Source organism: Haloferax sp. S1W (genome assembly GCF_044593955.1).
Lineage (GTDB): Archaea > Halobacteriota > Halobacteria > Halobacteriales > Haloferacaceae > Haloferax.
This window is the reverse complement of the sequence record NZ_CP172595.1, coordinates 2,714,837-2,728,168: the sequence shown is the minus strand read 5'-3', so window position 1 is coordinate 2,728,168 and position 13,332 is coordinate 2,714,837. Positions and strand designations below refer to the sequence as shown.

8 protein-coding genes are annotated in these 13,332 nt (G+C 61.8%); all 8 read right to left on the bottom strand.

Going from position 1 to position 13,332, the window contains the following annotated elements; all coding sequences use genetic code 11:
* Nucleotides 1-62: 62 nt before the first annotated feature.
* Nucleotides 63-2,105 (bottom strand): hypothetical protein, encoded by a 2,043-nt coding sequence (locus ACH9L7_RS14255; RefSeq protein WP_396611357.1) that lies wholly within the window; start codon nt 2,103-2,105, stop codon nt 63-65.
* Complete coding sequence (locus ACH9L7_RS14250; RefSeq protein WP_396611356.1) at nt 2,102-4,888, bottom strand: hypothetical protein; 2,787 nt, start codon at nt 4,886-4,888, stop codon at nt 2,102-2,104. The genes ACH9L7_RS14255 and ACH9L7_RS14250 overlap by 4 nt, the downstream gene beginning before the upstream one ends.
* Complete coding sequence (locus ACH9L7_RS14245; protein ID WP_396611355.1) at nt 4,889-6,385, bottom strand: alkaline phosphatase family protein; 1,497 nt, start codon at nt 6,383-6,385, stop codon at nt 4,889-4,891.
* A 100-nt stretch (nt 6,386-6,485) separates the two neighbouring features.
* The gene (locus tag ACH9L7_RS14240; protein WP_396611354.1) at nt 6,486-7,913 is read right to left on the bottom strand and encodes a sulfatase-like hydrolase/transferase; all 1,428 of its coding nucleotides are present in this window, start codon (nt 7,911-7,913) and stop codon (nt 6,486-6,488) included.
* 25 nt (nt 7,914-7,938) lie between these two features.
* Nucleotides 7,939-9,864 (bottom strand): glycosyltransferase, encoded by a 1,926-nt coding sequence (locus ACH9L7_RS14235; protein WP_396611353.1) that lies wholly within the window; start codon nt 9,862-9,864, stop codon nt 7,939-7,941.
* Nucleotides 9,861-11,147: an oligosaccharide flippase family protein gene (locus tag ACH9L7_RS14230; protein WP_396611352.1), complete on the bottom strand. Its 1,287-nt coding sequence runs from the start codon at nt 11,145-11,147 to the stop codon at nt 9,861-9,863. Before ACH9L7_RS14230 ends, ACH9L7_RS14235 begins: the two co-directional genes overlap by 4 nt.
* A 3-nt stretch (nt 11,148-11,150) precedes the next feature.
* The gene (locus ACH9L7_RS14225; RefSeq protein WP_396611351.1) at nt 11,151-11,981 is read right to left on the bottom strand and encodes a hypothetical protein; all 831 of its coding nucleotides are present in this window, start codon (nt 11,979-11,981) and stop codon (nt 11,151-11,153) included.
* A 469-nt stretch (nt 11,982-12,450) separates the two neighbouring features.
* The gene (locus ACH9L7_RS14220; RefSeq protein ID WP_396611350.1) at nt 12,451-13,215 is read right to left on the bottom strand and encodes a helix-turn-helix transcriptional regulator; all 765 of its coding nucleotides are present in this window, start codon (nt 13,213-13,215) and stop codon (nt 12,451-12,453) included.
* Between the last annotated feature and the right edge of the window lie 117 nt (nt 13,216-13,332).

Below are 13,332 nucleotides of genomic sequence, written 5' to 3'. Positions count from 1 at the left end.
GCGCATGACCGCCGACTACTGATTTCAATAGCGCCTCCCCGTCTACAAAAACAATAGCCTGCTCACTGCCCACTACGGGCACGGTGCGCAAGAACACCAATCGCACCGAGGGATACGAGACACCCCACACCGAGCGCGAGACTGGGAATCGGCGGTCCCGCCCGTGGCCACGCCGTCGAGGCTTCGTCGAACGCCTCGTTTTCGTACACGGTGAGTCCCTCGCCATCGAACGCGACGGTGAAGTCGGGGTGCGAACTGATGCGCTCGTACCGCTGATAGTCGGCCTCGTGTGCTAGCACGACGTACTCGATGCCGACCGAGGCGAGTTGGTCTCCGAGCGATGGGTCGGTTGTAGAGTGGGATGTATCGGTTGCAGATTGGAGTACTTCGCGTACACGCGTGCGCGTTGGGTCGGTCGCGCGCGTCTCGATGCCGCCGACTTCGATGTTGTGTCCCTCGATTACCCGCCGGTCGAAGAATAACTCCGCTGGAGTGGCGATGCGTCGCTCGGTCCACGAGAACGTCAGATACTGGTGCCACGGGAGAAAGAGCACGCGACCCGGACCGTCTCCCAGTTGGTCGTTCGCCTCGTGCCACGACTCCGGGTACGTCGTGGTATCGAGTTGGTCGTCGAAACCACCGACCATCGGCGCGGTGTAGACGAGCGGCGAGAGGACGAGAAGGAACGCGAGGGCGAGAGGCACAAGACGGGACGCGACGGTGAGAGGCGCAAAACGGGACGCGAGAGCGGGGGGTGCAAAACGGGACGCGAGGACGGGGAGTGCGAATCGAGACACGTCGAGTGATTTGGAGATGCTCAAAATTCGGGGGAGGACGAGTGCATCGACGCCGCGTGCCCCAAGCATGGCGTACGTCAGTACGAGCAGTCCCACGAACTTCTGTGAGTCGCGCATCCCTCTGAGAATGGGCACGAAGTCGACGAGCGCCCGAACCAGCGGTTCGGTGACGGTGGTACTCACCCCGAGACTCAGGACGAATCCGAAGACACTGGTGAGGACGAGTCCACGAACCGACGACTCAGACCAGTTGTGAAGGGCTCCGTAGACCGTGAGGTAGACGAACCCGGCGAAGATGGCTCCAACGAACCACAGCGGGAGGACATCGAACGTCGTCGTCGCCGCGCCGCGCCAGAACCCGTACAGCATCGCGACCGAAAGCGGCACGTTGCCAGCGACTGTGCCCCGGGCGCTGAACACCGTCAGGTCGGCCCCGGAGATGGTCGAAAGGTGCGTCCCGCCACCGACCGCTGTGACGAGTGCCGGAAGCAACCAGTAGGCGTTCGCGGCGGCGACGACGAGACAGAACGAACCAAACCGACGCACCGACTCGCGGGCGTCTGCCTTCGAGTCGGCACTGGTCTCGGACCGCACGAGTGGAACCACTTTGACACCCCAGAGACAGCACCCGGCGACGGCGACGAGGACCGTCGCGTGCGGGTCGAACACGCTGACGACAGTCGTCCACCCCACGGCGCGAACGAGTCCGTCATCCCGGTTGGAATCGACGTAGTGGTCGAAGGCGACAACCGCCAGCGGGACGAACGCGTACCCCAGAAGGAAGTACCAATGCCCCGCGAGTACGCGAACGTAGACGAACGGGTTGATGGCGTACAACGTCCCCGCGAACAGTGCAGGGAGTGTCGCTCGCGACTTGCTCGCTGTGAAGGAACGTGGTGACTCACCGATAAGGTACTGCTTCGCTTCGCTGCTTCGTGACTCACTGACGGTGCTTTCTCGCTGCGACTCGTACGCAGCGTACATCGACAGGCCAGAGACGACAGGGAGGGAGACGAGGACGAGTTTCTGGATAATCCAGTCGTCGAAGAAGAGTGCGAGCGCGTCGAGCGCAAGCAAAAACGGGATTCTCCCGTAGTACAGCGGCCCTTTCGTATGCAGGCCGAACTGGAGATAGTCGGTGTTGGGTGCGAAAATCATGTCCAGCGTGAGGACGAATCCCGGGTCTAGCAGCGGGACGAAAACGAGGAGACTCAGGACTGTGAAGTACGCCCCGGGAAGCGCATATGCGGACGAAACACGCTTCATCCGGCGTCGAACGCCATCGTCGCTCCCGGGACTCTTGCTCATCGACCGACCTGTTCGTCGAGTTGGTCGCGTCGGAGACGCTTGCGCACGCGGATAACGCCGAGTGCGCCGAGTGTGAGTCCCCAACTACCGGCCCAGACGCTGACGACCCAGTGGCGAATCGTGCCACCAGTCCAGCGAATCTCAGTGGGCATCGCGTCGATGTAGCCGTTCGCCCAGCCGTAGGCTTTGAAGTGCGTCGCGTCGGCCGGGCCACGCCATCGCTCGTCGTACGACGTGTACAGCACTGTCACCAGACGGTCGTCGAACTCGCCGGACACCCAGTAATCGACGACAGTTCCGTTCGGGTGGTCGAAGGTGACGGCACGAGCGTCCTCGGGGACGACCTTGGAAACGTCGTCGTCGGAGAGGAGGACGCCGACACCCTGTCGGTAGGACTCGTCGTAGACGAGTTCGCCGTCGATGACCGTCTCGGCGTCGCGGATTTGGACGGTGGTGTTTGCCGCTTCCGCCTCAGTTTCGTTCAGGTTGACGCCGACGGCGACACCGACTGACTCGTTGGATTCTCTGCCGTCGATGACGACGCCCGGAACGTCGTCGGTGTTCGGGGCGAATCCAGTGTGTCGCGGATACGTCGATGCTCGAATCCCGACTCGGTCGATTCGCACCCGCGTCGCGTTCGGACGGATGCGAAGCGAGAGCGTCGAGCCTTTGGCGACGACTGTCTTCGGCGTGGCGTTGAGTGCGTACCCCTCACGTTCGACGAGGTTGTCGGGCGATTTGGTCCCGTTGTACCAGTACAGGAAGACCTTCCCCGACCCCTCGGCGTCGAGCGTCAGGTGGTACGGCTGACCGGGGTCGACCGTGGTCTCCTGAGCGATTGGGTAGACGATTCCCGATTCGGTGACCATCTCTACGGCCTTGCCTTCGGGCGTGTTGACGACCGTGGTCTGGGTCCCGTTCGGCCCGTCCCACGCCCACCAGTCTTCGAGACCGTCGTCGAACTCGCCGTTCACGAGTCGGTTCGGCCCCAAGAGTTCGACCTCGCCGGGGTGTTCGGGGTAGTAGAGGCGGTGAACGCCGGACGACTGTTCGACTCGGTCGTGGTCTGCTGCGCCTTTGACCCGGTAGACTGTGTAGTCGCCCGAGGAAAAGGCGTAGTCGTAGCCGCGACTCTCGTTGAGCGCGTCGGTGTACTGTTCCGGTGACCCCACCAGCCACGGGGCACCCCAGCGGTCGGCGACACGTGGCGGACCATGCGTAATCGCGTCTGGTGGCGTCGATTCGACGACGACGTACTTCACGCCCATCGTCGCAAGTTGCGGTTGGGCGGCTTCAGGGTCGTCGACGAACTCCCGAAACAGGGTCGAAACGTACTCGGTGTTCTGAATCCCGTGTAGCACCCCGCCACTTTTGATGCCGACGTGGTTGGGATACGTGTGTCGCAAGCGGAGCTGAGAGGTGTAGCCGTACGGTGCCCACAGAATCGTGCCGTCCAGTTCGTCCGTGAGTTCGGTCTGTTCCTGCGGGACGTAGTAGCCCTCACCGCGAACCTCCTGCAAACCGAGCGCACCCGACGCGGGGGCGGCATACGAGAACAATGCGAGCAGCACGACGGCCACGACGAGGAGGTTACTTCCGACCGAAGCCCCGCCATCGGCGAGAACCGACCGCGACGGTGACGGCCCGGATTCCCACCACGTGATGGTCCCGTGAGGACCAGTAAGGACGGTTTCGAGGCCCGCGCCGAACAGGATGCTCAGACAAACCAAAAGCGGATACTGGAGTTTCACCGGGTTTCGAAGCGACCAGACCGGCGGGAACATCTCGAACAAGATGGTCGTGTACCCGTATCTGGTCAACACCATGAACGAGATGATGGTACCGGCGATTCCGTAGTAGATGTGGAGCTGTCGCCGTCGAATGGCGAGCAGGGCGATTCCGGGGATGACCAACCCGATGAGCATCGCGGGGTCGCTGTTGTACCCGAGCTTGTTCATCGCCATCACGCCGTGGTTGCCCGCGAGTCGAGCCACGGCGAAGATGTTTGCCTCGGCGTAGTTCCACGACAACGTACTCGACAGCACGTTCTGGCCGGAGTCGAATCCGAGTGCGCGCTGGAGCATGTGGTGGACGCTCGGAAGCGACAACACGATACCGAGCAGCCCGGACACACAGAGCTTCAAGATGGTTCTGGGGGCGTCGCGTGCGCGGTAGACGAGGTAGCCCGCGAAGGGAGCCACCATCCAGAAGCCGAGCCACGGACTGACCGTCGTCGCCCCGAAGACGGCACCCGCCTTCAGCGTCGCCTCCCACCCGTCGGTGTCGACGATAGCGTACAGGTAGTAAAGCAAGAGCGGCAGCGCCGCATAGCCGATGAGCGCGGCCATCCCTCCGTTGACGAACTCACCGATAGTCAGCGGGTTGATAGCGTAGACGAACGCCGCGAGGTGTCGTACCGGAATCGGCTCGATAAAGCGGCGGCTGAACAGCACGAAGGCGAGGTAGCCCATCGGGAGGAACGAGAGGAACAGAAGGTTCTGCGCGAGCGCGCCCCCGACGAGCGTGACGGCACCGAGATACAGCGGCAAGACGTGGTAGATGTACGAGAATCCCAGCCCCTGGTCGACCCACACGTTGGTGAGCTTCTCGATGCCTCTCGTGCCGTAAAACGGCGGAAAGTCGCCGAACGTGTACAGCTGTCCGAGGGTTATTCCCCGAAGGAGGAAGGCGTAGACCGCCAGAAAGCCCAGGAAACACAGGGCGTGAGCCATCCACGGGCCAACGTTCGGCCGTTCGAGCAGGTCGTCAACTCGCCGAGTCATCTACAGATAGCCAAGGTTCTTGAGTTTCTCTTCGACATCCGAATCGTGTTCGACGATGCGCTCGACGTTGCGGTCGACCGGCACGGGTCGCCGCTGACTGTTCGAACCGAGTAACCCGATGCTCTCGCCGCGCATGTCTTCGGGAATGTCGATGCCGAATCCGTCGAGAATCGTCGGCGCGAGGTCGTACAACCGCGGTTCGTCGAAGGCAACGTCTTCGACATCGGGGCCGCGAGCGGTGAGAATCCCGTTGCGTCGGTGGTGGGCGGTCTTGTGGTGTCGCCAGTCGCCGTCGTACTCGAACAGCACGCCCGGTTTCACGATGTCGCTGATACCGTAGTCGGTGTGTTTGATGACGAGGTCAGGAACGCGCACGTCGGCGTCGGGATAGATGTTCTCGCCGTAGTACACCTCCTCGATGACTCTGTCGCCGAACTTATCTGTGACTTCGAGAAGTTGGCTCCGAATCTCGTCTGCGACCTTCTTGTTCCGCGTGTAGATGAGCGGCGCGAGGGCAACGGCGTCCGCCTCCCAGTCGATTTTGTCCTGTAGCCCCTCCAGCTTCCGGTTGCCGGGCATCTGCCGGGCGACCTTTCGAAGGAAACTCTCCGGAAGGACATCGAGGACGAGCCCCGAGAGCCGAAGTTTCTGCATGAGTGCGAGCGCCTTGTCGTAATCGAGCCCGACCAGTCCGAACAGGTCGCCGAAGTCGAAGCCAGAGTCGTCGATGTGGATGTAGCCCTGTTGTTCGAGCCACGTGTTGAGGTAGAACCGACCTTTCGTGTGACCGAATCCGTGGTCGGACATGAGGACGACGTTCCACTCGTCGTCGAGTTCGTCGAGGAACCACGCGAGTTTCTCGTCGACGGACTTCCAGAAGGACTTCGCGACCGGCGAGTCCCACTCGGTGTGCTGGACCGTGTCTGTGAGATACAGCGTCGTGTGGACGAAGTCGGCCGCCTCGGTGAATCCGAGGGCGGTCTGAAGCTTCGTCTCGACCGAATCGACCGCTTCGTCGATGTCGTCAGGGTCGCGAGAGAGGTAGTACTCCGGCAGAATCGTGTAGTCGTTGCGGTCGAGCGTCCGCGCGAGTTCCTTCGGGCGGGTGTAATCTTCCTGTTTGCCCGAGAATGGGCCACTGATTTGCCACCCGTCGATGTCGCGCGGCGGGTAGGTCGTCGGCATGTTGACGACGGCGCTTTTGTGTCCGTGCTCGCCGAGGTAGTCCCAGATTTCCCGCGTCGTGAACGACTCGTTCGTGACGGTCTTGAACCGCTCTTCTTCGAAGTCGGGTTCGACGAAGGTGAACACTCCGAGGTCGCCGGGGTTCATCCCCGTCGAGTAGACCTTCCACGCCGGCATCGACAGCGGCGGGATACAACTGTCCAGCGTGGCCCGGCGCTCGTCGGCGAAGGACTTGATGGTCGGCAACTCGTCGAGCCACGGGTCGAGGAGGTCCCACGTGGCCCCGTCGAGACCGATGACGCAGACCTTCATCGGACACCACCGTCAGTTGCGAGCGTGGTACATTTGATAGGCGGTGCGGTTATCTGGAACGTTGGATGTTGCTGTTGCATTGGTTGAATGGGAAGTGGCGTTAGACGTAGCCGAGGTCTTCGAGTCGCTCTTGGGCCATCCCGGAGACGCGGACATCGGCGTGTTCGCCGTTCGGCCACGCCGGGAGGGCCTCGCTCAGTCGGCGTTCGATATCGGCGGGGAGGTCTGTCGGCGTCTCGTCTGGGAGTTGGAACCCGACCGACTCGTCGTCGCCCTGCGAGACGATGAGCTTCCAGCCGTCCGCGTAGGCGGCCTTCTTCTCGTGGCCGTATCGGGCGCTCTCGACGAGTACAGTTCTGTCAGCGGGGATGCCGCGGGAGAGCGACGTGCCGGTCGTCGACAACTCGTCGGCGAGACCGGCAGCGTCGAGGAGGGTCGGGGCAAGGTCGACGAGCGAAGCGAGTCCGTCGTCGACGGCAGCCACGTCGAGACCGATAGTCGCGAGCGGGACGCGCGTCAGCGACTCGTATGGGGTGCCGCCGTGGTCGACGCAGTAGGCGGGCCGCGAGTCGGCGAAGTGCCTCGCGTCGAAGTCGGTGTACTCCCAGAACGCCTCGCCGTGGTCGCCCGTCACGAGGAGGGCAACGTCGCCGTCGAGTCGGTCTGTGAGGTCGGCGTGGAGTTGCGCGAGTCGGTCGTCGACGAAGGCGAGCGCGGCCCGGTAGAGTCGTTTTCGGTGACTCCGATAGCGCTCCCCCTCCGGGCCGGGATTGGAGACGGTGGTGTAGTCCCACGTCTGAATGTCCGGAATCTCGTCGTCGACATCGTAGTGGTCCCAGTAGTAGTGAGGTGGGTCCACAGGCTCGTGGAGGTCGCCGACGTGAAGGTACGAAAACGTCCTGTCACGCCCGTCGCCGAGCCAGTCGCAGAAGTCGTCGAAGACGGTGTCCACATCGGCCTTGTCGTAGAGAGCGTGGGTCTGGAACCGGCCACCGATGGCGAAGAAAGGCATGTGGAATGCGAATCCGCCGTAGGTGTCGTAGCCCGCGCTTCCGAAGATATCCGTCAGAGTCACTCGGTCCGAGGGGAGTTTCGGCGGGATGCGGAAATCCGACGAACCGGTGTTCGACTCGTCGGACTGCCGAATGGCTCCGTGTTCGTGTGGGTAGTCACCCGTGACGAACGAGGTGACCGCCGGGAATGTCCACGGTGCGGGTGTGACGAGGTCACCCTGCAAGTGCGCGTGCATGAACGGGCTGTCAGCCTCGGTGACAGCATCCGCACGGAGCGCGTCGACGACGACGCAGACGACGTGGTCCGGAGCGTCCGCGGCGGGTCGCGCCGCGGAGAGCGCCTGCTGGCGGGTTTCGTACTCGCGGTCCGCCTTGGCGGTCAACATGCGGTTGTACGGCCCGACGAGTCGGCGTTTCAGACAGTCCGGCAGCGACTCCATGAGCCGACGTTTCGCCGTATCGACGCCGTCGGCCACCACCGAAACCGGCGTTCGACCGTCGTCACGGTCCGTCACAGCAGACCACCCACCCTGCGCCCGCTCATACGGTCACCTGCTCTTTGAGAAGCCCGACCATCTCCTCGGCCGTGTCGCCGATGGTGTAGGCAGACGCGGACTCGGCGTTCGCCCGGGCGAGTTCCTGTAGTCGCTCGCGGTCAGCGTGAAGGTCGAGGAGTTCGTCCGCGAGGGAGTCGGCGTCCCCGCCCGAATAGAATGCAGCCTTCCCGCCGGTTTCGACCGTCGAGGTGCGCATCCCGTCTACGTCGGCGCTGACGACGGCCGTCCCGTAGGACTTCGCCAGTTGGAAGACGCCGCTGACGCCGGTACAGGTTCGATAGGGCATCACGAGCACCGACGCGTTCTGCCAGACGTGGTCCATCTCGTCGTCTTCGACGTACCCGAGGAACTCGACGCCGGGACGGTCGCCAAACTGTGCTTCGAGCGTCTCCTTGTGGTTCGGAAAGCCCGGATGCGACCCGCCAGCGATGACGAGTTCGGCGTCAGGGATGACCTGACGGACGCGGCCGAACGCCTCGACGACTGTCTCGATATCCTTCGTCGGGCTGAGGTGGCCGAACACCATGATACGGAAGCGTTCTGGGAGGTGCGGCAACCCGCCGTCCGTGTAGGCGAACGTCCCGTGCGGGACGTGGTGGACGTTGGACGCGTAGTAGCGGTCCGAGACGATTTGCTTGTATTCCGCGGACGTGACCGTCGACGCGTCGCCCATGAGCACCATCTGCGTCGCCGCGCGGGCACCGGCCCGTTCGACGAGACCGATGTCCTCGTCGACGGCGTCCTCTTCGACCACTTCGACTAGGTCGTGCATGGTCGTCAGAACCGGGATACCGTAGACGCGACTGAGAAGCGGCGGCAGTCCGAGTCCGATGAAACGGTGGACGTTCTCGTCGCCGAAGTACGTCATGTGGATGTTGAACTGGACGGCGTCGTAGTCGCCCGCGAGGAGTTCGTCGAGGAGTGCCCGGGCACCGTCGAACGAGTCGCGGTCCCAGACGCGTCGTACTTGATAGCCACGCCGGAACTCGACGGGAGGTGCCGACTCGCTCCGTTGGGCGAGGACAGTCACGTCGACGTCGTTCCGACGGCCGTACGCCCGCGCGAGTTCTTCGCCGTACTCGGCGAGGTGGCCTCGGGTCGGCGGATGCGACGTGACGAGCGCCACGTTAGGGGCGTCGTCGTCCGACGAACGAGACGCAGACGGTCCCCGAATCGAGTTCCGGATGCGGTAGAGCGACCGGAACATATCGGGGACATCCCGCGTCGGTGAGACGCTGCTGTCGCCGGGGTCGTTCCAGTCGATGGAGAGTTCCTGGACCTCGTAGCCGTTGTGGTGGACGCGCGCGACGAGTTCCGTGTCGAACGCGAACCCAGTCTCTATCATCCGGTGGGAGATTCGGTTCCAGACCTCCGCGCGGAACGCCTTCGCACCGCACTGGAAGTCTTCGAGCGGGGCGTTCGTGACGCGGCGGGCGAGCGAGCGGTATCCCTTCGCGAGATACTGTCGAATCGGCGTCTGCGACTGTCGACAGTCCCCCTCGAGGTCGCGAGAGCCGACAGCAACGGATGCTGACCCGTCTTCGACCACCGAGTAGAGTCGGTCGAGTTCGGGCACCGGAATGGCACCGTCGGCGTCGATGTAGCCGAGTACGTCGCCGTCCGCGGCGTCGAGACCGTCGATGAGCGCGCCGCCTTTGCCACGGCGGGTCCCGCTCACCACGACGGTGGTCCACGGTTCGGTTTCGAGCGCATCGAGCGTCGCTCGCATCTCCGAGTCAGGGTTGTCAGCGCAGACGACAATTTCGTGCCATCCAGCACTGTGTAGACCGTCCACGAGCGAGCGGACGACCGACGGCGGTTCGTCGTAGACAGGGACCACGACTGAACGGGTCAACTGGTCGGGGGGTGTTTCGAACTGTCTGTCGGGTTGGGTATGTTGTAAGCTCATGATTTCACCTCCAGTATTCCGAGGGCGAACAGCGTCGCGTTGCCGAGCAACAGAATGTACAAGAACTGCAACGGAGACGCGTGGAAGAACCACATCAGGGCGATTTCCGCGAGTGAGACGAGAGTAAAGACGTAGACGAACCGGTTCCGGGAGCGAGCCAGTTCGAAGTTGAGAACGACACTGGCGAGTGCGAACGCGAGAATCGAAACGCCGTACCAGCGGAGAAGCGGGACGGCGTCGGCGTATGCGGCACCGTAGAAGGTCGTGAGAACGAACTCAGGGACCACCCAGTAGGTGAGCGTCCCGAGACCTGCAATCACCGCAGTGTACAGCATCGCACGCCAGAACAACGCGGTCGGCGCCGCCTCGTCTGCACCTTGGCTCGAAACCTTCGGGAACAGCGCGGTGCTGATACCCATCGGAAGGAAGATGAGGATTTTGCCAAGCACGGAGGCGGCGACGTAGAGTCCCGCGAGATGGGAGGTAAAGAAGTGTTTTGCGAGGATTACGTCGACCGTGGTCGGGACGGTTACACAAAAACCCGTGAGGATAGCCGGAAGCGTGTATCGGTATGCCCGACCGTAGTCGAATGTCGAAGTAGAGGTTGGTACCTGTAGCCGGCGGCGCAGGTGCAGGGTCGTCGCACCGTACACGACGATGGACGCGAGCACCAGCGCGGCGAACGCACCGAAGACCCCGTATCCGAGGACGACGAGTGCGATTCCACCCACCAATTTGACGCCAGCAAGTAGGATTTTGTAGCCGCCGAGCGGCGTAAACCACTGTACTCCTTGAAGTGTACCGAAGTTGACTGTCAGCGCCAGTCCAAAGGGCGCGGTTCCCGCAATAGCGACGACGAGAAGCGTCGTCGAGACGTTCAGAAAGTCGCTCAAGAGTGGTGCAGCGGCACTCAGTGCGACAAAGATACCGATGCTGAACAGCGTCGACTGTCGCAGGAACTCCCGGTGGAACGCCGCGAGAGCGGGACCGTCGTCGACGAGTTCTGCGGTGAAGCGAGTCGCGCTGAACCTGATTCCGCGACCGAACACGTTCACAATGTAGAACAGCGCGAACAGTGCGCCGAACACCCCGTACTGTTCCGGGCCGAGCGCACGGCCCATGAACACCTGAAAGGCGTAGTTGAGCGCGCCGCTAATCACCGTCGCGATGGCGATGATACTCCCGTGCTGCAGGAGATCGTCGCCGAGAACGTATCGACGAACGAGAGCGACCGGGTCCGTCGCGACCTGTCGAATGCTGAAGCGATCGGTATCCTGGGACATCAGTTACCGCGTGATGCTCCCTTCGAATCCGATACCCAGCGGTTCGACGTTCTCGGCCGGACTGCCGGACGAGAACGCGTCGGCGCTGGTCGCTCGGTTGGTTAGCTGTCGATTCCACGGTGCCTGACTGTTACCGGGCGATTCGTCGCCCTTGTCGGCACCGCGCTCTTCGCCTTCGTCAGCACCGCGGTCGTTGCCGTTGCCGGCACCACGGTCATCACCTTCGTCGGCGTCGTCAGCCTCGTCGTTGGCGTCGGACGGGTGCGTGACCTCGAACTGGAATTCTTCGGAGGCGAAGGCGGTTTCGTCTCCGGTGTGGATGTCCAGTTGCCCGACGAACGTGTCGCGGTCGAGCGCCGTTGCGTTGAAGGAGATTTCGTATTCGAACTCCGGTTGTTCACCGTAACCGTAGCCGTAGCCGTATCCGTAGCCGTACGCTCGCGTTTCGCCGGTCGATTCATCGTATCCGGTTCGGGAACCGTAGCCGTACGATGCGTTGGTTCTGACCGGCGTAATCGTGAGCGACTCGACGAACTGGGTGATTCTGATGTCGCCGTGGTTGACGGTGCCCTGGTCGGGTGTCACGTCTGTGACGGTCCCGTTCGGGGCAAACGTCACCGTGAGCGACTCGTCGGTGCCGCTGGGCGAAAGCGTGAATTCGTACGTCTCTATCGGAATGCGTTCACCGTCTTCGAGGTCGACGGTTGCTGTGACCGACATCCTGTCGTCGCGGTCGACTTCGTCCGGGCCGGACAGCGTTGTCTCGACGGCACTGGACGGCATCGCCGCGGCAGCCAGTGAGATGATGAGCATTCCGGTGACGAAGAGACTCATCAGTGCCCGCCTGTGGTCTGAGATCGTTGACAGGACTGATGGCCGATTCATTCTCTCGTCACCATTCACTCAGGGGTACTTCGGGTGCCGAGTCGGCCCTCTTACAGAGTGCCCGTGAGCACCGAGACACCGAAGTATTGAGGCCGGGATTCCGCCCGGCACGTCGGGTACTGGTTCGAGTATTCGATGGCATGGTTATCGTATCACCATCGAGTGACTGGAGGTTTTGTTACCCCTTATTATTATTTCGCTTAATAATGAAAATACAATGATTCTGTTGTCGATATATGAACAAGCATTGTCTGACTGAACGGGTGTTCGCAAAATGAATGGCCGTTCACCGAGCAAACAGCCGTTCACGTCGTAAACAACGGGTCGGTCGGGAGTTCGAGACAGAAGATGGCACTCGCTTGGAGACTCGTTCGCACCAACAGAGACAGAACAGTCTGGTTTCAGTCGCGGATGACCGTCACAGGTCGGGACGCCGGGCCTGTTTTCTGTACCGTTCGTACAGGTCGTTGCCCCACGCAACCGCGTTTGGAGTGTCGTTGTGAATAACGCCTCGCAGCGTCCCCTCCTCGTCTACGACGACGCACACTGATTCTCCGGGACCGTCCTCGATGAGGAGTCCGAACGGGATTGGTTCGTCGACGACAAGCCAGTCGAGTCCATCACGAATCGCTTCTTCGAACTGTGTGTTCCAGTGCATCGAGGTGTACTCGAACACCTCCGGCGACGTGATAATCTCCGCATCGAGCGACCCAGACGTTTGTTGTTCGTGAAACAGCGACGCGTATCGGCCCACGATGAACGGAGAGAATCCACGGACTGTAGTCGCATTGCGAACGAATGCTTCGACCTCAGAAATCAACTTCTCGGGTGCGAACGGAACCGACTTCATGTACGTCGCCCCGTCCAACAACGACTCACCCATCAACGACGCGTCTTCGATAGCCAACAGGAGGTTTCTGTTCTCCTGAACGTCGGTGAATTCCGAAAGAAACGAACGATACCGGTCGAAGAGGAGTTCACCGTACGGGGTTACGACGTACCCGTCGAGTGTCTCCGTGACGATGTGATTCTCCTGTAGTTCCTTGAGACTTCGATGGACGGTCGGCCGAGAAACGTCGACAGCGTCCGTCAAACTGCGGATGTCGATTGGGCCGTCTTTGATTTGCGAGACGACCGCATCGCGGCGGAGGAGGAGTCGCAGAAGAGATTTAGTCTCGGTCACAGCATCTCTCGTTCACAATACACGAAAAATATTCTGGCAGTTTCTTTGGTTATAGCTTTGTCATCACAAAATAGTTTACACATTGTCAGAAATGTATTTGATATCTTTTAAGGACGA

Excerpts from the sequence above, each read along its gene's own strand:
- ACH9L7_RS14255 (WP_396611357.1), bottom strand. The coding sequence starts at position 2,105 with ATGAGCAAGAGTCCCGGGAGCGACGATGGCGTTCGACGCCGGATGAAG.
- ACH9L7_RS14250 (WP_396611356.1), bottom strand. The coding sequence starts at position 4,888 with ATGACTCGGCGAGTTGACGACCTGCTCGAACGGCCGAACGTTGGCCCG.
- ACH9L7_RS14245 (WP_396611355.1), bottom strand. The coding sequence starts at position 6,385 with ATGAAGGTCTGCGTCATCGGTCTCGACGGGGCCACGTGGGACCTCCTC.
- ACH9L7_RS14235 (WP_396611353.1), bottom strand. The coding sequence starts at position 9,864 with ATGAGCTTACAACATACCCAACCCGACAGACAGTTCGAAACACCCCCC.
- ACH9L7_RS14230 (WP_396611352.1), bottom strand. The coding sequence starts at position 11,147 with ATGTCCCAGGATACCGATCGCTTCAGCATTCGACAGGTCGCGACGGAC.
- ACH9L7_RS14225 (WP_396611351.1), bottom strand. The coding sequence starts at position 11,981 with ATGAGTCTCTTCGTCACCGGAATGCTCATCATCTCACTGGCTGCCGCG.